General features: G+C 64.4%; 21 protein-coding genes and 1 tRNA gene. 15 read left to right on the top strand and 7 right to left on the bottom strand.

The features are described 5' to 3' along the window. The 9 genes from ACS8Y6_RS12665 (at position 1) to ACS8Y6_RS12625 (ending at position 8254) form a co-directional block, all read left to right on the top strand. Complete coding sequence (locus ACS8Y6_RS12665) at positions 1 to 594, top strand: SRPBCC family protein (protein WP_440849016.1); 594 nt, start codon at positions 1 to 3, stop codon at positions 592 to 594. After that, on the top strand, positions 591 to 1661 hold the full coding sequence (gene mutY, locus ACS8Y6_RS12660; protein WP_440849015.1) for an A/G-specific adenine glycosylase: 1071 nt from the start codon (positions 591 to 593) through the stop codon (positions 1659 to 1661). Before ACS8Y6_RS12665 ends, mutY begins: the two co-directional genes overlap by 4 nt. Continuing rightward, a complete protein-coding gene (locus ACS8Y6_RS12655; protein WP_109993844.1) occupies positions 1658 to 1930 on the top strand; it encodes an oxidative damage protection protein in 273 nt (90 codons plus the stop codon). Before mutY ends, ACS8Y6_RS12655 begins: the two co-directional genes overlap by 4 nt. Positions 1931 to 1996: 66 nt before the next feature. Then, positions 1997 to 2072, top strand: a tRNA-Phe gene (locus ACS8Y6_RS12650). An 870-nt stretch (positions 2073 to 2942) separates the two neighbouring features. Then, on the top strand, positions 2943 to 4157 hold the full coding sequence (gene proV / locus ACS8Y6_RS12645) for a glycine betaine/L-proline ABC transporter ATP-binding protein ProV (protein WP_440849014.1): 1215 nt from the start codon (positions 2943 to 2945) through the stop codon (positions 4155 to 4157). A gap of 8 nt (positions 4158 to 4165) precedes the next feature. Further along, a complete protein-coding gene (locus ACS8Y6_RS12640; protein ID WP_440849074.1) occupies positions 4166 to 5059 on the top strand; it encodes an ABC transporter permease in 894 nt (297 codons plus the stop codon). A gap of 57 nt (positions 5060 to 5116) precedes the next feature. Beyond that, positions 5117 to 6007 (top strand): glycine betaine ABC transporter substrate-binding protein, encoded by an 891-nt coding sequence (locus ACS8Y6_RS12635; RefSeq protein WP_440849013.1) that lies wholly within the window; start codon positions 5117 to 5119, stop codon positions 6005 to 6007. 81 nt (positions 6008 to 6088) lie between these two features. Then, entirely contained in the window at positions 6089 to 6988 is a 900-nt protein-coding gene (locus ACS8Y6_RS12630) for a glycine betaine ABC transporter substrate-binding protein (protein WP_440849012.1), read from the top strand. A gap of 63 nt (positions 6989 to 7051) precedes the next feature. Continuing rightward, positions 7052 to 8254: an MFS transporter gene (locus ACS8Y6_RS12625; RefSeq protein WP_440849011.1), complete on the top strand. Its 1203-nt coding sequence runs from the start codon at positions 7052 to 7054 to the stop codon at positions 8252 to 8254. Here the strand turns inward: ACS8Y6_RS12625 and ACS8Y6_RS12620 are convergent. From ACS8Y6_RS12620 to ACS8Y6_RS12605, 4 genes are all read right to left on the bottom strand, one after another. Continuing rightward, the gene (locus ACS8Y6_RS12620) at positions 8221 to 10056 is read right to left on the bottom strand and encodes an ABCB family ABC transporter ATP-binding protein/permease (RefSeq protein ID WP_440849010.1); all 1836 of its coding nucleotides are present in this window, start codon (positions 10054 to 10056) and stop codon (positions 8221 to 8223) included. The two genes, ACS8Y6_RS12625 and ACS8Y6_RS12620, sit on opposite strands and share 34 nt — an antisense overlap. Positions 10057 to 10105: 49 nt before the next feature. Next, entirely contained in the window at positions 10106 to 10657 is a 552-nt protein-coding gene (locus ACS8Y6_RS12615; RefSeq protein ID WP_440855696.1) for a lipocalin family protein, read from the bottom strand. A 115-nt stretch (positions 10658 to 10772) separates the two neighbouring features. Further along, a complete protein-coding gene (locus ACS8Y6_RS12610; RefSeq protein ID WP_440849008.1) occupies positions 10773 to 12233 on the bottom strand; it encodes an alanine/glycine:cation symporter family protein in 1461 nt (486 codons plus the stop codon). A gap of 581 nt (positions 12234 to 12814) precedes the next feature. Continuing rightward, positions 12815 to 13144, bottom strand: coding sequence for a putative solute-binding protein (locus tag ACS8Y6_RS12605; RefSeq protein WP_440855695.1), 330 nt, complete (start codon positions 13142 to 13144; stop codon positions 12815 to 12817). Here ACS8Y6_RS12605 and ACS8Y6_RS12600 point away from each other — a divergent pair. The 5 genes from ACS8Y6_RS12600 (at position 13059) to ACS8Y6_RS12580 (ending at position 17033) form a co-directional block, all read left to right on the top strand. Next, complete coding sequence (locus ACS8Y6_RS12600; protein WP_440849077.1) at positions 13059 to 13301, top strand: hypothetical protein; 243 nt, start codon at positions 13059 to 13061, stop codon at positions 13299 to 13301. The two genes, ACS8Y6_RS12605 and ACS8Y6_RS12600, sit on opposite strands and share 86 nt — an antisense overlap. A 77-nt stretch (positions 13302 to 13378) precedes the next feature. Then, positions 13379 to 13666 carry a hypothetical protein gene (locus ACS8Y6_RS12595; RefSeq protein ID WP_440849006.1) on the top strand — a complete coding sequence of 96 codons (288 nt, stop codon included), beginning with the start codon at positions 13379 to 13381 and terminating at the stop codon, positions 13664 to 13666. Positions 13667 to 13982: 316 nt separating this feature from the next. Beyond that, the gene (locus ACS8Y6_RS12590) at positions 13983 to 14234 is read left to right on the top strand and encodes a hypothetical protein (protein WP_440855694.1); all 252 of its coding nucleotides are present in this window, start codon (positions 13983 to 13985) and stop codon (positions 14232 to 14234) included. Between the two features lie 225 nt (positions 14235 to 14459). After that, entirely contained in the window at positions 14460 to 15662 is a 1203-nt protein-coding gene (locus ACS8Y6_RS12585; RefSeq protein ID WP_440849004.1) for an NAD(P)/FAD-dependent oxidoreductase, read from the top strand. A gap of 30 nt (positions 15663 to 15692) precedes the next feature. Then, the gene (locus tag ACS8Y6_RS12580) at positions 15693 to 17033 is read left to right on the top strand and encodes a lytic murein transglycosylase (RefSeq protein ID WP_440855693.1); all 1341 of its coding nucleotides are present in this window, start codon (positions 15693 to 15695) and stop codon (positions 17031 to 17033) included. 144 nt (positions 17034 to 17177) lie between these two features. Here the strand turns inward: ACS8Y6_RS12580 and ACS8Y6_RS12575 are convergent, their stop codons facing one another. Next, positions 17178 to 18161 (bottom strand): aldo/keto reductase, encoded by a 984-nt coding sequence (locus ACS8Y6_RS12575; protein WP_440855692.1) that lies wholly within the window; start codon positions 18159 to 18161, stop codon positions 17178 to 17180. A 201-nt stretch (positions 18162 to 18362) separates the two neighbouring features. Between ACS8Y6_RS12575 and ACS8Y6_RS12570 the strand changes: the two genes are divergently transcribed. Then, positions 18363 to 18992: a YceI family protein gene (locus ACS8Y6_RS12570; RefSeq protein ID WP_440849001.1), complete on the top strand. Its 630-nt coding sequence runs from the start codon at positions 18363 to 18365 to the stop codon at positions 18990 to 18992. A 708-nt stretch (positions 18993 to 19700) separates the two neighbouring features. Here ACS8Y6_RS12570 and ACS8Y6_RS12565 read toward each other — a convergent pair. Beyond that, positions 19701 to 20285: a cysteine hydrolase family protein gene (locus ACS8Y6_RS12565; RefSeq protein WP_440849000.1), complete on the bottom strand. Its 585-nt coding sequence runs from the start codon at positions 20283 to 20285 to the stop codon at positions 19701 to 19703. A gap of 97 nt (positions 20286 to 20382) precedes the next feature. Then, positions 20383 to 22260 (bottom strand): ATP-binding cassette domain-containing protein, encoded by a 1878-nt coding sequence (locus tag ACS8Y6_RS12560; protein ID WP_440855691.1) that lies wholly within the window; start codon positions 22258 to 22260, stop codon positions 20383 to 20385. Positions 22261 to 22343: the final 83 nt, after the last annotated feature.

Below are 22343 nucleotides of genomic sequence, written 5' to 3'. Positions count from 1 at the left end.
ATGACGTGCTGGCGGATTCACGTCGGGCGATATGTGGCGCCGGTCATCGTCTTCGGCTTGTTGCATGGCGCGGTGGCGCAAGCGGCCACCGTCGCGCATTTGACGGTGAGCCGCGATCACAAGGCGTACGTCGTGGCTGCCCGCCTGCGGGTCGATGCGCCGATCGGGCCGGTCTATGCTGCGGCCACGGATTTCGAGCGCCTGCCCGATTACACCGCGATGATCGAGTCGACGCAGATGATCGGCAACAATGAACTGTCTTCGCGCATGCGTCTTTGCGTGCTCTGGTACTGCAAGACCGTACGCCAGGTCATGCGCTATCGCCTGACACCGCGCCGGCGCATCGACATGACCGTGGTGGCGGGCCGGGGCGACCTGTCGTCCGGGCAGGCGCACTGGCGTTTCGCCGCGGCGAAAGATCACGCCACGAACCTGCGTTTTCGTGCCCGTATCGTGCCCGGCTTCTGGGTGCCACCCCTGATCGGCCCCTGGGCGGTCGCGCGGGCACTGCGTCAGCAGGTCGCCGCGACCGCCACGGCCATCGAACGCCTGGCCCGACGGCGGGCCGGTCTGACCGACAAGTCATCGTCATGAAACACGATTTCCCGGAGCGCGCCCCGCCGCGCATCGCCGCCGATCTGCTGGCCTGGTTCGATCGCCATGGTCGCCGCGATCTGCCCTGGCAGCATCCGCGTACGCCGTATCGCGTCTGGGTCGCCGAGATCATGCTGCAGCAGACGCAGGTTGCGACCGTCATCGATTATTTTCAGGCGTTCATGGCGCGCTTTCCGGACGTCGAGTCGCTCGCGGCGGCGAACGCCGACAATGTCATGGCGCACTGGGCCGGGCTGGGCTACTACGCCCGGGCGCGCAATATGCACGCCGCGGCGAAACAGGTGGTTGACGAGCACGGCGGCCGGTTTCCGCGCGACGTGGACACGCTGATGACACTGCCCGGCATCGGCCGCTCGACGGCCGGCGCGGTGGTGGCGCAGGCCTTCGGTGTCTGGGCGCCGATCCTCGATGGCAACGCCAAGCGGGTCATCGCACGCCTGGCTGGAATCACGGCCGTGCCGGGTACCGCCGCTTACGAGAAGTCGCTCTGGCGGCTTGCCGAACGCTACACGCCGCGCGAGCGCGTGACCGACTACACCCAGGCGATCATGGATCTCGGCGCGACCCTGTGTACCCGTCGGGCCCCGCATTGTGCCGCATGTCCGCTGGCCGCCGACTGTGTGGCCAAAGCGGACGGTTTGCAGGCCGATATCCCGGCGCCACGCCGCAAACGCGCCCGTCCGCGACGCCAGACCACGGTATTGGTCATCGAAGACGATGCCGGTCGCCTGCTGCTGGAAAAACGTCCGCCGTCCGGTATCTGGGGCGGCCTGTGGAGCCTGCCCGAGGTCGACGCCGAGGCCGACATCGCGGCACTGTGTCGCGATCGTTTCGGCATCGATGTCACGCCCGGCGCGGCACTCGCCCCGATCGAACATGGCTTCACGCATTTTCTGCTGACGCTGCACGCGCGGCGAGTGCAGTATCGCGAGACAGTCCGTATCATGGCGGGCGATTTCGCTTGGTATGGACGCGAAGACCGGCCCGGGCTGCCCGCGCCGATTACGCGTCTGGTCGATTCACCGCAACTCAAGTTGGGCTTATGAGCCGTACCGTGCATTGCGTCAAACTCGGTTACGAAGCCGAGGGACTGCCCCGCCCGCCGCTGCCGGGAGAGCTCGGCAAGCGCATTTACGAAAATGTCTCGATGATGGCCTGGCAGCAGTGGATGCAGGAGCAGACCCGCCTGATCAACGAATACGGTCTGCATCTGGCCGATCCCAAGGCGCGCGAATTCCTGGCCGAGCAGACCGAAAAATACTTCTTCGGCGACGGCGATATCGCCGAGACACACTACGTGCCGCCCAAATCCTGATCACAGCGGTTGACCCGCGCCGCGCGTATCGGTTTAATACGCGTCTCGCCGCAACGGCGAGGGCGTGGCCGGATAGCTCAGTTGGTAGAGCATGCGACTGAAAATCGCAGTGTCGGCAGTTCGATTCTGTCTCCGGCCACCATCTTTTTCAGGCACTTGCGGCGCGGTCCGGCGCCGCGATTTGCCGCCATCCAAAAACGCGTCCCAAAACGACGATGATCATTTCGTCGTGGGCGCCGTTTCGACCTTGCGGTCATAAACGGCGGTCATGCCAGGATTGGTTGATGCGACCCACGGCGGCCGTGTTCACCGATTCCGGGCCATTTGTGGCTGCCTGGCTTGGCTTGCACGGCGGTCGAAGCGACCGGCACCCCGCTTTCGAGGCGGCGCGGTGGCGCGTGATCGCAATCCTGTGTTGACTGTCGCTGGCCCCTGAGCCGACCGCGGTCCGTTGCGTCCCGAGGCCGAGTTCACGGTCCGGGCTTGACGCCCCCGCAGCGCGAGTCATCGCGCCATGCCGGCACTTTTCTGCCGTCATGTGGTGTTGCGGTCAGTCGCCGTCTTCCTGATCCGGGGCGTCGCCACGCCTTGTCCGGCCGGAAAAGGCGCTCGAACTCCGTTGCTCGAACTGCTGTCGAGGGTTCCGGTGCGGGCAGGCCGCGCTCATAGCGCCGGCCGGACCCTGTCCGCTTGCTCGGTCCGACGGGCCGCCCGATTCGCGCGCCGTGATGTCGACTGTCATCCGTTTCGGTCGTCGCGGCTTGCGCCATGGGCCGCTTTCGACGCTTGAGCGGCGTTATGAAGGTGTCATTTTTACGTAAAGACCAGGGAATTCGAGGAAATGTCATGTATTGCGCAGCTAGCGCTCTAAGCCATGTGTATACAGGCTTTGCGCAAATTTCATTAGGGTCAGTACGTTGCGCGAGAGGCGCCCGATAGGCCCCGGCGCTGCGGTTTGGTGCGGAAGTTGCGTTATCATGAGTCGTTAAACTTACTCGGCGCGAGGGAGCGTTTGAATACCAAGCTGTCCGTAGAGCACGTCTACAAGATATTTGGGGCGCATCCGAAGCGCGCACTGGAGCGCGTCAACAAGGGGCAGGGCAAGGACCAGATCTTTGCCGAGACCGGCATGACGGTGGGTGTCTCGGATGCGAGTTTTGAAGTCAACGAGGGCGAGATCTTCGTGGTCATGGGCTTGTCCGGCTCGGGCAAATCCACGTTGGTGCGCATGCTCAATCGTCTGATCGACCCGAGTTCGGGCGCCATCAAGATCAATGGCCGCGACATCACGAAGATGAGCCGCAAGGAGTTGATCGAACTCCGTCGGCACGAGATCAGCATGGTCTTCCAGTCGTTCGCGCTGATGCCGCATCAAACGGTGCTGGAAAACACCTGCTTCGGACTGGTGACCGCCGGTGTCGACAAGCAGGAGCGCGAAAAGCGCGCGCTCGAGGCCCTCGACGCCGTCGGCCTCAAGGCGAATGCCGACAGCTATCCCGATGAGCTGTCCGGTGGCATGAAACAGCGTGTCGGCCTGGCCCGTGCGCTCGCCGTCAATCCCGGCATCCTGCTGATGGACGAGGCGTTCTCGGCGCTCGATCCGTTGATTCGTACGGAAATGCAGGACGAACTGCTCCGGCTGCAGTCGGAACAGGCGCGTACCGTGGTGTTCATCACCCACGATCTCGACGAAGCCATGCGTGTGGGCGATCGGATCGCCATTCTGCAGGGCGGGGTTGTCGTGCAGGTGGGCACGCCGGAAGAGATCGTACGCAACCCGGCGAACGACTACGTCCGGTCGTTTTTCCGCGACGTCAACGTAGGGCACGTCTTTACCGCAGCGGATATCGCGCGGCGCGATCAGGTGACCGTGATCGAGCGCGCTGGATCGAGCGTGCGGGCCGCGCTGTCGCGGCTCAACAAGCACGACCGGCCCGCGGCTGTGGTGCACGATCGCAGCCGCCGCTATCTCGGCACGGTGAGCGCGGATTCGCTCGAACTGTGCATCGAGGGTCTGTCGCGGGGAGAGGAGGGCAACATCGAGCATGCCTTCGTCGAGGGCGTGCCGGTGGTCGAGTCGACCACGCCGTTGACCGAATTGCTCGAGCCTGTGGCCGAAAGCCCGTATCCGGTGCCCGTGGTGGACGACAACGGCCGCTACATCGGCACCATCTCGCGCGCCACGCTGCTGCATACGCTCAACCGGACTGAACAGGACGCTGCCTGATGAATGATTTGGTCATCAATCTTCCGATCGGCGACTGGTTCACGGCGGTCGTCACCTTCATGCAGACCCACTTCGAGGTGTTCTTTTCCGTCGTTTCGGCGGTCATCAGCTTTGTTGCGGACAATCTGACTGCCTTCTTCAATTATCTGCCGGCGCCGGTTGTTTTCCTGATTCTCGCCTTCCTCGCACTGTGGCGTGTCGGCTGGCAATTCACCCTATTCGTGCTGGTCGCGCTGTACGTGGTCATGGGCATGAATCTGTGGCCCGAGACCATGGACACGCTGGGGCTGGTGCTGGCGGCCACGCTGGCCGCCCTGGGTGTGGGCCTGCCGCTGGGCGTGGTCATGGCCAAGAGCGATTTGGTGCAGGCCATCATCCGCCCGATACTGGACTTCATGCAGACGCTGCCGGCATTCGTGTACCTGATTCCGGCCGTGATCTTTTTCGGTACCGGACGAGTGCCGGGCGTGATCGCCACCGTCATCTTTTCCATGCCGCCGGTGGTGCGTCTGATGAACATCGGCATTCGCTACGTGCCGACCGAGAACGTGGAGGCCGGCAAGGCATTCGGCTGCAACGGCTTCCAGCTGCTGTGGCGGGTCGAGCTGCCGTTGGCGCTGCCGTCGATCATGGCCGGCATCAACCAGACCATCATGCTGGCTCTGTCGATGGTGGTGATCGCCTCGATGATCGGGGCGGGCGGCCTGGGTGATCCGGTGCTCGCCGGCATTCAGCAGCTGCGTCTGGGCACAGGCTTCCAGGGCGGCCTCGGGGTCGTGATCCTGGCCATCATCCTGGACCGCCTGACTCAGAGTTTCGGTCAGCGTCAGCGTGACGGCGGTCTGTTGTCGCGCCTTAAAAAATTGTTTTCCGGCTCCGGTGCAGGGTCCGGCTCGACTTGATTGGGCGGCTCTGGATTGAGAGTATCTGAGCGCACGAGTTTGAATAAGGGAGAAATTATGAAAATGGGAATGAAGAGTTTGACCGTCGCCGCCGTGGCCGGTGCCACGATTGCCATGGGCAGTTTCGGTAGCGCCCAGGCTGCCAGCGGCGACAAGACCATCACCATCGGCTGGACCGCCTGGTCGGATGCCGAGTTTGTGACCAAGCTGAGCAAAACGCTGATCGAGCAGCGGACCGACTACAAGGTCAAGCTGAAGATGGCGTCGATCGGCGTGCAGTACCAGGGTGTGGCCGATGGCAACCTGGATGCCATGCTGATGGCCTGGCTGCCGGATACTCAGGCCGCTTACTGGAAGAAGGTCAAGGGCAAGGTTCAGGATCTGGGCCCGCTTTACACCGGCGCTCAGCTCGGCTGGGTGGTGCCCGACTACGTGCCCAAGGATAAGCTCAATTCCATTGCCGATCTGAAGAAGCCGTCCGTGAAGGCCAAGCTCCATGGCAAGATCCAGGGTATCGATCCCGGCGCGGGCGAGATGCAGCTGTCGCACAAGACCATGAAGGCCTACGGCCTGAACAAGGACTATCGTCTGGTGTCGGCCAGCGGTGCGGCCATGACGGCGGCCCTGGCGCGTGCCGAGCAGCGCAAGGACTGGATCGTGGTCACCGGCTGGACGCCGCACTGGATGTTCGGCAAGTGGCACCTGCGTTTCCTGAAGGATCCGAAGGGCACCATGGGTGCCGCGCAGCATGTCGACGCTGTCGTGCGTGACGGGTTCTCCAAGGATTACCCGGAGGTCGCGAGCTTTTTGAGCAACATGCACATCCCGCTGGGTCAGCTCCAGGCTGCGATGTACAACGCGCGCAAGACCAGTGAGCAGAAGGCGATCAAGAAATTCATCGCCGACCATCCGGACGAGGTCAACAGCTGGTTCAACAAGAGCAGCTGATCGCTCGCGCCTCGGGCGCATGAGCGCAGAAGCCCGGCCAGTCGGCCGGGCTTTTTATTGCGCGCTTGCTAAACTATGGGCATGGATAGTCTGTTATCACGATTCCTGTCGATTGTCGTGTTGGGCGCCGTCGTGCTGTTTGCGGGCTGCAGCGGTCACCAGCGGCGGGCCGGTACCCACGATCCGATCGTGATCGGCTGGACGGCCTGGGACGATGCGGAGTTCGTGACGCGGCTGGCCAAGGCGGTGATCGAAGACCACACGCATCACCCGGTGCAGCTCAAGCTGGCGGGTATAGGTAAACAGTATCGCGGCGTGGCCAACGGTCGTCTCGACGCCATGCTGATGGCCTGGTTGCCCGATACTCATGCGCGCTACTGGCAACGCTATCGGCGCCGGTTGGTCGATCTCGGGCCCCTGTACCAGGGCGGGCAACTCGGTTGGGTGGTGCCGGATTATGTGCCCCGCGATCGGCTGAACAGTATCGCCGACCTCGCGAAGCCCGACATTGCAGCGCGGTTGCACCATCGTATTCAGGGCATCGATCCCGGCGCCGGGTTGATGCAGCTGTCGAAAAAAGCACTCAAACGCTACGGCCTGAACACGCAGTATCGTCTTGCGGCCGCGGACGCTCGCGTGATGTCCAGGGTTCTGGCCCGCGCCGAGGCAGCGCACAAGTGGGTTGTGGTCACGGGTTGGACGCCGCACTGGATATTCGGCAAATGGCGGCTACGCTTTCTCCAGGACCCCAAGGGCGCGCTGGGCTCGCGGCAGCATGTCGATGCGCTGGTACGCGACGGCTTTCGCGAGGATTATCCGCGGGTTGCGGCCATACTGTCACGGATGCACCTGGGGCTGCCGGAGTTACAGAATGCGATGCTCGATGCCCAGGCCAACGGCTATGCGACGGCGGTAGAGGACTTCATGGCCCGGCATGCCGATCAGGTGGCGCAATGGACGGCGCCAGGCAAGCGCCATTGACGCCCTTGTATGGTCGCGCCGGCCTGCTAGCCTAGCAGGCCTAAATTCGGCTTTCTTACAGCCATGACTTTGTCGTCCCGTGGCGTCGCCGCCGTGTTCATCGGCCTGGCGGCAGCATTCGCCATCAACATGATGGGCACCACATTGCCCACCCCGCTGTATCCGATCTATCAGGATCAGCTCGGCTTCTCCGAACTCATGATCACGGTAATTTTCGCCGTGTACGCCGTCGGCGTGATCGCCGCGTTGATCATCACCGGTAGTTGGTCCGACCAGATCGGTCGCCGGCCGATGCTGGCGCTCGGTCTCGTTTTCTCTGCGGCCAGCGCGGTCGCCTTTATCTGGGGCGGCGCGCTAGTGCCACTGCTGATCGGGCGGCTGCTGTCCGGTTTCTCGGCCGGAATCTTCACCGGCACCGCCACGGTTGCCGTGGTGGAAATGGCGCCACGCCAATGGCGTGAACAGGCGACACTGGTGGCGACTGCCGCCAACATGGGCGGTCTCGGTCTCGGTCCGTTCGTCGCCGGTATCCTGGCGCAATACGCGCCGGCGCCGCTGCTGCTGTGTTTCGTGCTTGACCTGGTGCTGATCGCCCTCGCGGCGGGAGTGCTCTACCTGGCGCCGGAAACCGCGCGAAAGCCGGACCGGCCCCGGCTGACAGTTCGCAAGCCGGCCGTACCGCCCGGGGTTCGCGGCGTGTTCGTACCCGCGGCGATCGCCGGCTTTGCCGGGTTTGCCGTCATGGGCCTGTTTACGGCGGTGGCGCCCGCTTTTATCGGCAAGGTTCTGGGCTACAGCAATCACGCGCTGACCGGAAGCGTGGTTTTCATGCTTTTCATCGGCTCAACGGTCGGTCAGACGCTTCAGTCCCGACTGCCGCGAGCGGCGCGTCTGCCCATCGGTTGCCTCGGGCTGATTATCGGCATGGGATTTCTGATCGCGGCGATTGAATCCGGGTCACTGACGCTGATGATTTTCGCTGGGGCCATCGCCGGTGCCGGGCAGGGCGCGTCGTTCCGGGCCGGCATGGGCGAGATCACCGCGGCCAGTCCGGCGGAGCGCCGTGCCGAAGTGGCTTCCACTTTCTTCGTGGTTGCCTACGTGGCGATCTCTATTCCGGTGGTAGGGCTCGGCTTGATGGCGCGGGCCTGCGGGTTGCCCACAGCGGGCGTCATCTTTGCCTCGGCGGTGGCCGTGCTGTCGTTGATTTCGGCGGTCAGCCTGCTGGCGCGTCAGCGTGCGCGAACGGAAACGGCCGCATCCTGAGCCGCGCCTTTCGGCGGGTCGGCGTGTTGCTGCAGCTGCCACATGCGTGCATAGAGGCCGCCGGCCGCGAGCAGCTCGGCATGACGGCCCTGTTCGGCTACGCGGCCGGCGTCGAGCACCACGATCCGGTCGGCGTCGACCACGGTGGACAGGCGATGGGCGATCACCAGCGTGGTGTGGTCGGCCGCGAGTTCGGCCAGGGCGTGGGTGATCGCGCGCTCGGCCTCGCTGTCGAGCGAAGATGTGGCTTCGTCGAACACCAGGATCGCCGGGTTCTTGAGAATGGCGCGGGCAATGGCGATGCGTTGTTTCTCGCCGCCCGAGAGTTTCAACCCGCGCTCGCCGACCAGCGTATGCATGCCGTCCGGCAGCCGGGCGATGAAGTCGTCCAGATGGGCCATGCGCGCGGCGCGCTCGATCGCCGGGCTGTCGGCGCGATCCGGCGCGCCGTAGGCGATGTTGTATTCGATGGTGTCGTTGAACAGCACCGTGTCCTGCGGTACCACGCCGATCGTGGCGCGCAGACTGTCGAGCGTCAGCTCGCGGATGTCGGTGCCGTCGATCCGGATCGCGCCGCCGTCGACGTCATAGAAACGGAACAACAGGCGTGCCAGCGTCGACTTGCCGGCCCCGCTATGGCCGACCACGGCCACCTTGGCGCCGGGCCGGGCCACCAGATCCACGCCGCGCAGGATCTCGCGCTCGCTGGAATATCCGAAATGGACATCCTCGAACACGATTTCCGGCTGCGTCGCGCGCAGGGGGCGGGCATCCGCGGCCTCGGTGATTTCCGGCTCGATATCGGTGAGCGCGAACATGCGTGCGGTGTCGGCCATTGCCTTCTTCAACTCGCGATAGACGAAGCCGAGCGCCGACAGCGGCAGAAACAGCTGCAGCATGTAGGCATTGACCATGGTGAGGTCGCCGAGCGTCATGCTGCCGGCGACCACGCGCCGGCCGGCCAGGATCATGATCGCGGTCATCGCAAGCGCGATCACCAACGCCTGCAACGTGTTGAGCACGCCGAGTGAGCGCCGAGCGCGTGCCATGGCATCGGCCCAGCGGCCGAGTTCGGCATCGTAGCGATCGGCTTCGAAGGTTTCGTTGCCGAAATACTTCACGGTCTCGTAGTTGAGCAGGGTATCGACCGCGCGGGTGTTGGCCGCGGTATCCAGCCGGTTGGACTCGCGCACGTGCCGGGTGCGCCATTCGGTAAGGGCGGCGGTAACCGCCACGTAGGCGACCACGCTCACCAGCACGATCAGGGTGAACCAGATCGAGTAGTAATAGAACAGGATCGCCGCGACCAGGCCGATCTCGAACGCGGTCGGCAGGATATTGAACAGCATGAAACGCAGCAGGAAACGAATACCGCCAAGCCCGCGCTCGATGTCGCGTGACAGGCCGCCGGTACGCCGAGACAGATGGAACTCCAGATCCAGCCGATGCAGGTGCGAAAAGACCGCGAGCGCGACCTGATGCATGGTGCGCTCGGTCACCCGGCCGAACACCAGATCACGGATCTGGCCGAACAGGGTGGAGGCCAGACGCAGCGCGCCGTAGGCCAGCAACAGGCCGAGCGGCAGCACCAGGGCGGTGCTATGTTCCGAGCGATCCAGACTGTCGACGATATGCTTGAGCGCGATCGGCAGCAGTACGGAAGCGCCCTTGGCCGCCATCAGAAAGGCCATGGCCAGCGCCACGCGCGGCGTGTGCGCGCGCAGGTAGGGTGTCAGCGCCACCAGCCGTCGCCATTCGGCACGGCGCTCCGCGCGCTCGTCGGACCGGGGGCGGCGGTTCAACAGATCACGAGAGGTTGTCGTCCCGCCAGTGGATGTCCGGTTGAGGCGGTCACAGGTCGTGGCGCGCAGACAACGGCTGCTGCGGCACCTTTCGCAGCTTGCGGGTGTCGTAGCCTATGTTCTTCACGCGCTGCACCAATGCCTTGTAGCGTTTCGCACTGATATGCGGCGTACGCGCCATGATCCAGACATAGTCGCGCTTGTCGCGCGCGATGATGGTGCTGTCGTAGTTCGGGCTGACGTAGGAGATCACATACTGCAGCCGCAGGACATGGTAGAAATGCATGGCCCAGACGGCGTTGCCGGTGCCGTCAATCACTGTGCCGGTGGGCGTCATGGTGTGTTTCTTGCCATCGAAGCCGCCGTCGCGATAGGTGAACTTCACGTGGATCGTGTTGCCCCGGCCGCGCGAGTAACGCTCGATCTCGTTGTAGGCATTCTTGGTCTTGGACGGCGGGATGTGCGCGATCACATACCAGGGGCCCATGAAGCGATTGAGATCGACATCGTGCTCGCGCGGGAACCCCGGCTTGGGGATCACGCTGCAGGCCGACAACGACAGCAGGGCAATGATCGGCAGCAGAAAACGAAGACGGGACATGACGGGCTCCGCGAGGCCGCCGACCGGCGCCGCAGTCGCGGGCGCCGGTCGGGGCCGGGATGAATGGCATTGTCTATGCGCTACGCAACAGCGGCGCCATTGGATGCCGGGCTGATCAGTCCCAGATACCGGGTTCGACCTGCTCCGGTTTCTTGAGCACCCGTTTGTTGAAGACCGGATCGCCGGTGCCGGTGCGGCGCTGTTTTTCGTAGTCCCGCAGTACGCGCAGCGCGATCGGGAACAGCAGCAGGATCGCCACCAGGTTGGTCGTGGCCATCAGCCCCATGGCGAAGTCCGCGAAATTCCAGACGAAGCTCAGCGTGGCCACCGAGCCGATGAAGACCATGGCCAGCAGGAAGGGCCGCAGCCAGGCGATCATGGTGTCCCCGTACTTGCCGAACAGGTAATCGACGTTGATCTCGGTGTAGGCGAAGTTCGCCAGGATCGAGCTGTAGGCGAAAAAGAAGATCGCCAGCGCGATGAACCATTCGCCGAAGGCGCCGAGGTGATACTGCATCGCATCCTGGGTGAGCTTGATGCCCTCCAGCGACTGGCCGGCCGCATGGGCCTGCAGGATATGGTCGTAGACACCCGAAAGCAGAATCACTACTGCGGTACAGCTGCAGATGATCAGCGTATCGATGACCACGCCGAAGGCCTGCACCAGCCCCTGGGCCGCCGGGTGCTTGACCTCGGCGGTCGCGGCGGCGTTCGGGGTGGAGCCCATGCCGGCCTCGTTCGAGAACAGGCCGCGCTGCACGCCGTTCTTGAGCGCGGCGGCCACGGCATAGCCGGCCGCACCCCCGGCGACCGGACCGTAGCCGAACGCCGATTTCACGATCAGTGCCAGCATGCTCGGCACCTGCGCGTAGTTCGCGATCAGGATATAGGCCGCGACCAGGAAGTACCCGACGGCCATGATCGGCACGATCTTCTCGGCCGTACGCGCGATCGACTTGATGCCGCCGTAGATGACGATGGCGGTGAGGATCACCAGCACGATCGCGGTCACCCAGTTCGGCACGCCGAAGCCGCCCTCGATGCCCTGCGCGATGGTGTTCGCCTGGGCGCCGCAGAAGGCAAAGCCGTAGGCGATGATCAGAAACACGGCGAACACGATACTCATCCAGCGCTGGCCGAGCGCCCGCTCGATGTAATAAGCGGGTCCGCCGCGATAGATGCCGTCGCCGTGGTGCACCTTGTAGACCTGCCCCAGGGTGCACTCGATGAAGGTGGTGGCGATGCCGACCAGCGCGGTCATCCACATCCAGAAGATGGCCCCCGGCCCCCCGGCGAACAACGCCAGGGCCACACCGGCCAGGTTGCCGGTGCCCACGCGGGCGGCCAGCGAGGTCGCCAGCGCCTGGAACGAGCTCACACCCTTGCCGCTGCCTTTCTCGGTGAACACCAGTGCTGCCATGTGCGCCAGCAACCGGAATTGCAGGCCGCGGGTGGCAATGGTGAACACCAGGCCGGCGCCCAGCAGCAAGTAGGTGAGGATGTAGTTCCAGATGAAACCACTGACTGGATTGATCACCGCATTCACGGCCTGTTCCAGCGTCTGGATGAGCGTCATCGATTTGTCTCCCCGGCGTACCCGGTCCCGGGCACGCGATAAGTGATACCGCGACGTTTTGCCCCCAGCCGGAGCCAGGTACAGGCGCTGCCGCAGCACCACGCCCGGGCCCGGCGGAGAATGTCGCCGCGGGCCGGGTGCAAATCGCTGCTTGCAGATCGTCGCGAAAACGAATTGTGTCTTCGGGAGACCGCTCGGATTGAGCCGCCCGGTGTGGTTGGCCGTGCCCACGGCACGGCACCGGCGCAACACTCGCGGCGCGAGTGGTTGAGCCGCCGGCTTTTCGACCACCCAGCGTCGCACGTGACTCGGATCTGTAACGACCGTGTCCCATGCTGTGCTTGGCGCAAAGCGTCTGCGATTTCCCGGCGGCGCCCTTTTTACCGTGCCGAACGCGGCGAGGCAATTGGCCGGAAGCCGTAGGCGGCACCGCGGCAAGCGCTCGCGGTCGGTCGCGGCGCACAACAAGCCCGCCGCGCTCGCGCCGTGTCAGTCCGTGGGGTCGTCCGCCGATGCGGCAGACACCAGCTGGGCGCCCCTTTAGGCCGCCCGGCGCGGGCCGCTACGGGCGGGGCGATCGATCAATTCACCGGGCCGCCTTCGTTGTCCAGGCTGCACTCGGCCAGCCCCGGCTTGCTGGAGCAGCGAATCTTTTTCAACATATGCTGCATCTTGTGGCTGTACCAGCCGTCCTGGCAGAGTCGCTCGCGGGTGTTGCGACACATCCGGCGGTACTTCCGGGCTCGATCACCCGGGATACGCACCCAGTACTTGTCCGGGATCTTGTTGTCGGACCGTTTCACCCGACGCATGGTTGGCCCGTACATGTTGTTGAATACCCAGGTGCGTGATTTCTGGCCGAAATCGGCCGGGAACCGGTTCTTGTGGAATACGAGCTGGCCGGACAGCATGCCCGGCACGAAGTCGGCGATGCCGCCGTTGTTGCCGAATTCTGACAGCTACCGCCGCAAGGTCACGGATGTGACCCGGAAAGGCGATATTGACCTCGCTAATCGCGACATCAGGCGCCGCTTGAAACATGCGATCTTCGAGGCCCAATTCGACTAGACCAAGCGCGAATTGCATGCCGGGCAGTGTAATATATTTTAGATATACATCACCGCCCGGCATGCAGGGAGCCGACCATGACCAAGCCACTGCTTGTACGGTTTCGAGACGAGCGCAGCGAAAACGGCGCCGACCGCGATACCCTGAAGGCGGTCGCCGACAAGCTCGGTGTATCCGAAACGATGGCCGTACACATCGCGATCAATCGCATCCATCAGCGACTTTTCCCCGAGCAGTACAACGAGGACTTCCCCAGCAACGAGGCGCTGCGCCAGATACGGGCTGAGAACCCCGAAACACCGGGCGCCGTCGTCGACGACATCCGCGACCGGATCGCCGAGCACGAAGCCGAGGACGACCGCTAGGTCGGCCCGGCTCAAGAACGGGCGATCGAGCCCGCGCGAGGCGAGTGGCCACGGGCAGGGCGCATGGCGGCGCGCTGTGTGAGCGACAAGCACACGACGCCATGGATCGCCCGCAAACGAGCGTTTTTCAGAGGGCCGCGCCGCGGTTCTGCGAAAAGCGTTGCCGAGTGCAATCGCTCAACGGGCCCGCAGGAGCGATCACCGTCTGGCGCAGACTTCGATCGCACCGGGTCGGATCACACGTACGACGAACCGAAACAAGCAAGGATGCGAGGCCAAGGCTCTGCCGGCGATCGCGACGTGATCGGAGGTAGTGATGACCCAGGACAAAGCGTTTCATGTGCAGGCAGACGAATACGGCGCGGTCGTGTTCGCGCGCAGCCATGTTGTGGCGCGGCGCCAGGGTGCCGAGGACCTCGACACAGAGTTCGGGGAGGTCTCCTGCCTGTTACCTCCGCTGTTTTCAAAGCCTTCAAAAATAAAAGCCGGCGCCTGTCCGTCTTTTATTTTCAAAGGCTTCGCGGCCAATGGCCGCGGCGAGCATGCGATCGCATGCTCGCGCTATTGACCCGAAAAATCATCTATTTTTGTGCCGGGTCAATAAACTGACAACCAGAAAATCCTACGGGTTTCGAACCTATCATGGCGCCGAAATCGCTCTGTATTACGCCCTCGGCGCTCTACCTGAGCCAGAGTGCGCCCACAAATTTCGCTGAGGAGCCTTTTAGAAACGGCAGGCCAAGGTGCCAAAACGTCGTATGCGACAATTGCGCCTGGCCGACTCGCTATATCCATGACCCAGACAATCGATACCGATGTGATCGTGCTCGGCGGCGGCGCGGCGGGGCTGATGTGTGCCGCGGTGGCCGGCGCGCGCGGGCGGCGTGTGCATGTGCTCGAAAAGACGCGGCGCGTGGGCAAGAAGATCCTGATGTCCGGCGGCGGGCGCTGTAATTTCACCAATCTGTACAGCGGCCCGGCGAATTTCCTGTCGGCCAACCCGCACTATTGCAAGTCGGCGCTGGCGCGCTATACCCCGGCCGACTTCATCGCATTGGTGGAAGCCCACGGCATTGCCTATCACGAGAAGGAACGCGGCCAGCTGTTCTGCGACCACTCCTCCAAGCAGATCGTGCGATTGCTGCTGGATGAATGCGAACGCGCGGGCGTGGCCGTGCATACGGAAGTCGATATCCGAAACGTCGCGCGCGCGGACAACGGTAGCTTCCGGGTCGACACCGGCGCCGGTGTCTGGACCGGCGCCGCCGTGGTGGTCGCCACCGGCGGGCTGTCGATTCCGAAGATGGGCGCCTCCGGCTTCGGCTTCGATCTGGCGCGACGCTTCGGGTTGGCCGTGCGCGAGCCGCGTCCGGCACTGGTGCCGTTCACGCTGGCGGGGCGGGAACGCGAATCGTTTGCCGCGCTGTCCGGGCTCGGGCTGGACGTCGAGGCCCATTGCCACGAGGCGAGCTTCGGTGCCGGGATGCTGTTCACCCATCGCGGACTGAGCGGGCCCGCCATGCTGCAGGTTTCGTCCTACTGGCAGGCCGGCGACCCGGTCGGCGTGGATTTCCTGCCCGGTGTCGATGGGCGCGCCTGGCTGGCCGAGCGGCGCGAGGCAAGACCCGATGCCCGTTTGTCCACCGTGCTGGCGGAACGCCTGCCCAAGCGCCTTGCGGCGTGCCTGTGTCGCGAGGTCGGGGCGGCGCGCCTGGGGGATGCGCGGCTCAAATCCCTGTCGGACCATGAACTGACGGCCGCCGGCGCTCGGCTCGCGGACTGGCGGTTCCGGCCCGACGGCACCGAAGGCTATCGTACTGCGGAGGTCACGATCGGCGGCGTGGACACCGCGGCCCTGTCGTCAGCCACGATGGCGGCGCGCGACGTGCCCGGCCTTTATTTTATCGGCGAAGTGGTCGATGTGACCGGGCATCTCGGCGGGCACAATTTTCAATGGGCCTGGGCCTCCGCCAACGCGGCCGGTCAGGTAGTCTAGGGCGCACATCCACGACCCCCGTCCGCCGACATGCCATATCGATGGCCTCCCCGGGCTGCCGCGCCCCTGATCGTGTTCCTGGCCGGTTGTGCCACCCACGCCCCGGCCGACACGTCCGCGGCCAACGCAGCGGGCGCGAAGCAGCCGACGAGCGAGCGGACGCAGTCCGAACCCGCCCAGTCGACGAAGCGCTCGAACGACAGCGGACAGGGCGCGCCGGCGGGTGTCGACGGGCGCGATGCGGCCGGTTTCGCGCGCTGGGTGGCGGGCTTCGAGCGGCGTGCCCGGGCCAGGGGAGTCGCCAGCACGACCCTGCACAGCGCCCTCGCCGATGCCGAATTTCTGCCGCGTGTGATCGATCTTGACCATCGCCAGCCCGAGTTCAACCGGGCGATCTGGGATTATCTGGATACGGCGGTCTCGGCCACGCGTATCGCCCACGGCCGCGAGAAACTGGCGACCTATCGGAACACGGCGGACCGGGTCGCGGCTCGTTATGGCGTGCCGGGCGCCGTGCTCGTTGCGATCTGGGGCATGGAGAGCAACTACGGGGCCAATTTCGGCCATTACGAAACGATCGATGCGCTCGCCACGCTGGGCTACGAGGGCCGGCGCGAGTCATTCGCCGAGCACCAGCTTTATGCCGCGCTCAGGATTCTGGCCGACGGCGATATCAGCCGATCCGACATGCGCGGTTCCTGGGCCGGCGCGATGGGCAACACCCAGTTCCTGCCGACCAGCTTCCTGGCGTATGCGGTGGATGCCGACGGCGACGGCCGGCGCGATATCTGGGGCTCGATTCCCGACACCATGGCCTCCACCGCCAATTATCTGGCCAAGAACGGCTGGCAGACCGGGCAGCCGTGGGGCCGCGAGGTCCGGCTCCCGGCGAATTTCAATTATGCGCAAGCGGATGGCGACGCCCATCGATCGGCCGCGGCCTGGCGCGCCCAGGGCGTGCGCCCGGTCGATTCACGCGGCCTGCCACAATTCGACTCGGCCGCCATCATCGCGCCGGCCGGGGCGTCGGGCCCGGCCTTCATGGTCGGGCCGAATTTCCGGGTGATCCGGCGCTACAACAATGCCACCAGCTATGCGTTGGCGGTGGGCCTGTTGGCCGACCGGATCCGGGGCGAACCCGGCGTACAGCAATCCTGGCCGCGGGACGAGGCGAGCCTGTCGCGTGCTCAGGTGCTCACCCTGCAGCGCGACCTGAATGCGCTCGGCTACGGCAGTGGCACGCCCGATGGCATCGTTGGCCCCAATACCCGAGCCGGGGTGCGCTCGTTCCAGCGCGACCAGGGTCTGACGGCGGACGGTTTCCCCACCCGGAGCCTGCTGCACCGGGTCGCGGTCGCGGTTGGCAACTAACGGCCGCGCACCACGGCGCGTCTTACTTTGCGCGGTTTTTCGAGCCCGTAGGGTGCGGGTGATAGCGCGCCGCCCATCGGCGAAGCCGCATGAAAAAGGCCGCCCCGCAGGGCGGCCCATGTCACGGGCGAATCGCGGGGCGGCCTATTCGTGGCCGGCGATCGCGTGCGGCACGTAGGGCGCTTCCAGTTGGGTCTTTTCATCCTCGGTGAGGGTGAGGTCCATCGCGGCGATGGCATCGTCGAGATGGCGCTCCTTGCTCGCACCCACGATCGGCGCGGTGACCTGCGGATGGGCCGCCACCCAGGCGAGTGCAACCTGGGCCATCGGCACGCCCCGGGCCTCGGCCACTTTGCGCAGGGCCTCGACCACCTGATCGTCGGACTCGGCGGCACCGAGCTTCCATTTCTCGGTCATCTGGTCGGTCTGGGCGCGCTTGGACTCGCCGCCGGCGCCCTGTTTCTTGCCGGCCAGCACGCCACGGGCGAGCGGGCTCCACGGGATCACGCCCACGCCCTGATCGGCGCACAACGGCAGCATCTCGCGTTCTTCCTCGCGATAGACCAGGTTGTACATCGGCTGCATGGTCACGAACTCGGTCCAGCCGTTGGCGCGAGCGATTTCCTGACACTTGGCGAACTGCCAGGCATACATGCTCGACGCGCCGATGTAGCGGGCCTTGCCGGCCTTGACCACATCGTGCAGGGCTTCCATGAACTCCTCGACCGGCGTGTCGTAGTCGAAGCGATGGATCTGGTACAGATCGATGTGATCGGTGCCGAGGCGCGTCAATGATGCATCGATGGCATGCATGATGTGCTTGCGCGACAAGCCGCGGTTGTTCGGGCCGTCGCCCATCGGGTTGTAGACCTTGGACGCCAGCACGAAATCCTCGCGGTCCGCGTAGTCCAGCAGGGCCTTGCCGACGACCTTTTCGGATTCGCCCTTCGAGTACATGTCGGCGGTGTCGAAGAAATTGATGCCGGCATCCAGTGCTTTCTTGATGAACGGCCGGCTGGCCTGCTCGTCCAGCACCCATTCACGCCATTTCGGGGTGCCGTAGGTCATCGTGCCGAGGCACAACGGCGAAACGCGTGTACCGGTCGATCCCAGTTGTTTGAATTCCATGGATTATGGGTTTGGCATATGTGTGTGCCTTACAATAATCTTCGTTATCCAGCCCGACAAGCTCAGCCGCCGAATTACGCTGTGGCGGCACGCGGTCGCGATGGCAATAGAAGCCGTACGCCACGCAGGAGAGGGGGCGGCGGTTGCGTGATAGTCTCAAGTCCATCGCGGCGCGTGGTGCCGCCTGTTTGGAGATGCGTGATGACGATTCGCCGAGGCGCCTGCGACCTTTCCGTGCTGCTGGCCCTGACCGCTGCGGGTGTCACGATCGCCCACGCAGCGCCCGGGCTCAAGCCCGGCCGCTACAAGATCGATACCGCCCATACCTATGCGCATTTCGCGATCGACCACATGGGGTTATCGACCCTGCGCGGCCGGATGGACGTGCGCAAGGGTACGATCCGGATCGGCGATGATCCGTCGCACAGCGTGATCGACGTCACGTTCGACCCGGCCAGCGTGGATACCGGCGACGACGCGCGCGATCAGCACCTGCGCGACATGGAAGGATTCTTCAACGTCAAGAAATATCCATCGCTCACATTCAAGTCGACAAGTGTGCGTTTCGACGATGCTGATGGCGACAGCGAAGCGACCGTGCGGGGCCGTCTCACGCTACACGGCGTGACGCGACCGGTTACGCTGCAGGTGGACGATATCGCCTGCAAGGTGAATCCGCTGGAAAAGACCCGCTACACCTGTGGTTTCGACGCCGCAACCGAAATCAAACGCAGCGATTTCGGCATGGATGCCTTCCCGAAGCTGGTCGGCGACAAGGTCGAGCTGTCGTTCGAGGTCGAGGCGAACAAGCCTGTGAACGCGAAGGACTGACTTGAAAAGTCGGTCCGCCAATGGACGCGCATGAGCGCAAATAAAAAACCGGAACCTCACTGTGTACAAAACTTAGCCGGACGGTGCTGTATTGCGTCCCGTTACGCAGCGACGGAGACGCGGAGTGACGGCGGGTGTCCGGCGCACTGCGCCGGTGCGGCCAGCCTGTTTGAGGGCCGCCAAAGCGGCCCGAGTTCTGGCTGCATCCCGCCGGCGCTGCGCGTCGGAGTGAACCGGCGTAGCCGGCGCTGTGTCGGGTGCCCTTCTTTCGGTTACCTTTCTTGGGCAAACAAGAAAGGTAACTCGCGCATCAGCGTGAAACCCTGGCCCGATCAATGGCTTCCAGAAGCGACAACACGCCGAGCGATCTCGCATGTCGCCCTGGCTGAGATTTATACATAATCAGGAGCCAGAATGACGACTGGCCGCGCCGGAGCGTGCCGAGTTTTCGAGTCGGGCCGCGCCAAGACGGGCCGCCTCGCTTCAATTCGCGTTTTGATTATGTACAACGTTCAGTCAAAGGCTTGATGACGCGATTGCGTGCACCCGAAGCAGCAATGCCTTGATCCTGCTTCTATTTGCGCTCATTCGCGTGCATTGGCGGACAAAGTGCCTTCGCTTATTCAGCCGTTGCCTGTCGTACATAATCAGGATTCGCGTTCAATTCACGTCCATTGGCCGACTCGTCCTTAACGAAGAAAAGATCGATCAGTTTGAACGCAGGTTATCGGATGTCACGATCTCGCTGATGCGCGACAGCTGGCGGATCGAGGCCTTGTGATCCTCGATGTCGTCGGTCGCACAGGCATCTTCGATCACACGAATGCGGTAATCGCGATCGTGACCGTCGCGGGCCGCTGATTGCACCGCCCAACTGGTCGAGACGCCGCACAGATACAGCGTGTCGACCGCGTTGGCGCGCAGTAGCGCCTCCAGCGGCGTGGCGTAGAAGGCGTTCACGCGTGGCTTTTCCACCACGAATTCGCGCTCGGGATTGGCCGGGGTGGCGTCCAGCGCTTCGTGGAATTCCGTGCCCCAGGTGCCGAGCTGCAACACGCCGTTTTCCTTGGCCGCGCCGAACAGCGGCGAATGCTTCGGGCATTCGGCGTAGCCCGGGCCGAAGCCGACCTTGACCAGCACCACGAACCACTCGTTGGCGCGGGCATGGGCCAGGGACGTGTTGGCATGCTCGATCACGCCGCGCTCGGCGATCTGCGGCGCCGCGCCGGCCATCGGGCTGTCGGGATGCACGATGTCGTTGATGAAATCCAGGGCGATCAGGGCAGTGGTCATGGCGACTCCGGTGTCGGTTTGAGAACCGCACCTTAGCAGCTGTACCCGCCGGCCCGGTCAACCAGGCCGGCGACCGCCGATGTCGCGCGGTGTCGCGTCAGCCCTGCCGGGCCTCGAGCGTCTCCCAGCGTTTCAATGCTTTTTCCAGTTCGGTTTCGACCCGGGCGAAGGCATCGGTGGCTTTCTTGATCTCGGCCTCGTTGCGGTCGTAGAAACCGGGCTCGGCGAAAACCGCTTCGCGTTCTGCCAGATCCTGCTCGAGTCTTTCGATCCGGCTCGGCAGGTCGCGCAATTCCTTGCGCTCGGCGGTGGACAGCGCCGATTCGGTCTTCGGTTTCGCTTGCGGCGTCGCGACGGGTTTGCTCGCCGCGGGCGCCGGTGTCCGATCGGCCGGGCGCTGGCGCAGATAATCCGAATAGCCGCCGACGTAATCACCGACGCGGCCGTCGCCTTCCATCACCAGCGAACTGGTCACCACATTGTCGAGAAAATCACGATCATGGGAGACCAGCAGCAGGGTGCCGTCGAAGTTGGTCAGCCGTTCCTCGAGCAACTCCAGCGTTTCCACGTCGAGATCGTTGGTCGGCTCGTCCATCACCAGCAGGTTGGCCGGGCGGGTGAACAGCTTGGCCAGCAGCAGACGGTTGCGCTCGCCGCCGGACAGCACATGCGTCGGGCTGCGCGCCCGCTTGGGCGAGAACAGGAAATCGCCCATGTAACTCATGATATGGCGGTCCTGGCCGTTGATGGTCACCGACGAGCGTCCGCCGGCGACGTTGTCGAGCACGCTGATGTTGTCGTCCAGCGCGGCCCGGTGCTGGTCGAAGTGGGCGATATCGAGATTGGTACCGAGCTTGATGGTGCCGGCGTCCGGCTCGAGCTGGCCGAGCAGCAGGCGGATCAGCGTGGTCTTGCCGGCCCCGTTCGGGCCGATGATGCCGACCTTGTCGCCGCGCTGGATGGTGGTGGTCAGGTTGGTCACGATCGGCTTGTCGCCCCAGGCATAGGCAACGTTTTCCGCCACGATCACGTTCTTGCCGGAACGGGCGGCGTCCTGGGTCACGATATTGGCTGTGCCGGCGCGCTCGCGCCGCTGGGCCCGTTCGGCGCGCATGGCTTTCAGCGCGCGCACTCGGCCTTCGTTGCGGGTCCGGCGGGCCTTGATGCCCTGGCGAATCCAGGTTTCTTCCTGGGCCAGGCGCTTGTCGAACTCGGCGTTGGCCTTCTCTTCGTCGGCGAGTGCCTTGTCCTTGCCTTCCAGGAACTTGTCGTAGTCGCCGGGCCATGACGTCAGCCGGCCGCGATCGAGATCGATGATCCGCGTGGCCAGATTGCGCAGGAAGGCGCGGTCATGGGTGATGAACAACAGCGCGCCGGACCACGACATCAGGATCTCTTCGAGCTGCGCGATGGCGGCGATGTCGAGATGGTTGGTCGGCTCGTCGAGCAGCAGCAGGTCGGGCTCGGAGACCAGCGCGCGCGCCAGCAGCACGCGGCGCTTCTGGCCGCCGGACAGGGCCGTGAAGTCGGCATCCGGATCGAGCTTCAGGCGGCTCAAGGTGGCTTCGACCTGTTGCGCCAGCGTCCAGCCGTCGTGGGCCTCGACATCACTCTGGGCGCGGGAGAACGCATCCATCACGTCTTCCCCGGCCGACAGGCGCGCGGCCAGGTCGTGAAAACGCGCGACCGCCTCGCCGGCGGCGCCGAGCCCGGCGGCGGTCACCTCGTACACGCTGCCATGGGTCGCCGCCGGCACTTCCTGTTCCAGCCGCGAAATCTTCAGCCCCGGCTTGCTTTCGCGCTTGACCTGATCCGGCTCGAGTTCACCGGCGACGATACGCATGAGCGTGGACTTGCCGGTGCCGTTGCGCCCGACCAGCGCGACACGCTCGCCGGCGGCGATGGACAGCTCGGCGCGATCGAGCAGGACTTCGACGCCGTAGGACAGCGACAGTTCGCGGAGTTGCAGCAGCATGGAGGTATTAGCGGGCCAAGAATAAATCGAGCGTTATTGTACGCGTCCTGCCGCCGTTGCATGCTCCGCGCGGTAAAGACGAT

Origin of the sequence: Salinisphaera sp. RV14 (genome assembly GCF_052044135.1) — a bacterium.
Taxonomy (GTDB): Bacteria; Pseudomonadota; Gammaproteobacteria; order Nevskiales; family Salinisphaeraceae; genus Salinisphaera.
This window is presented reverse-complemented; position numbering and strand designations above follow the sequence as displayed.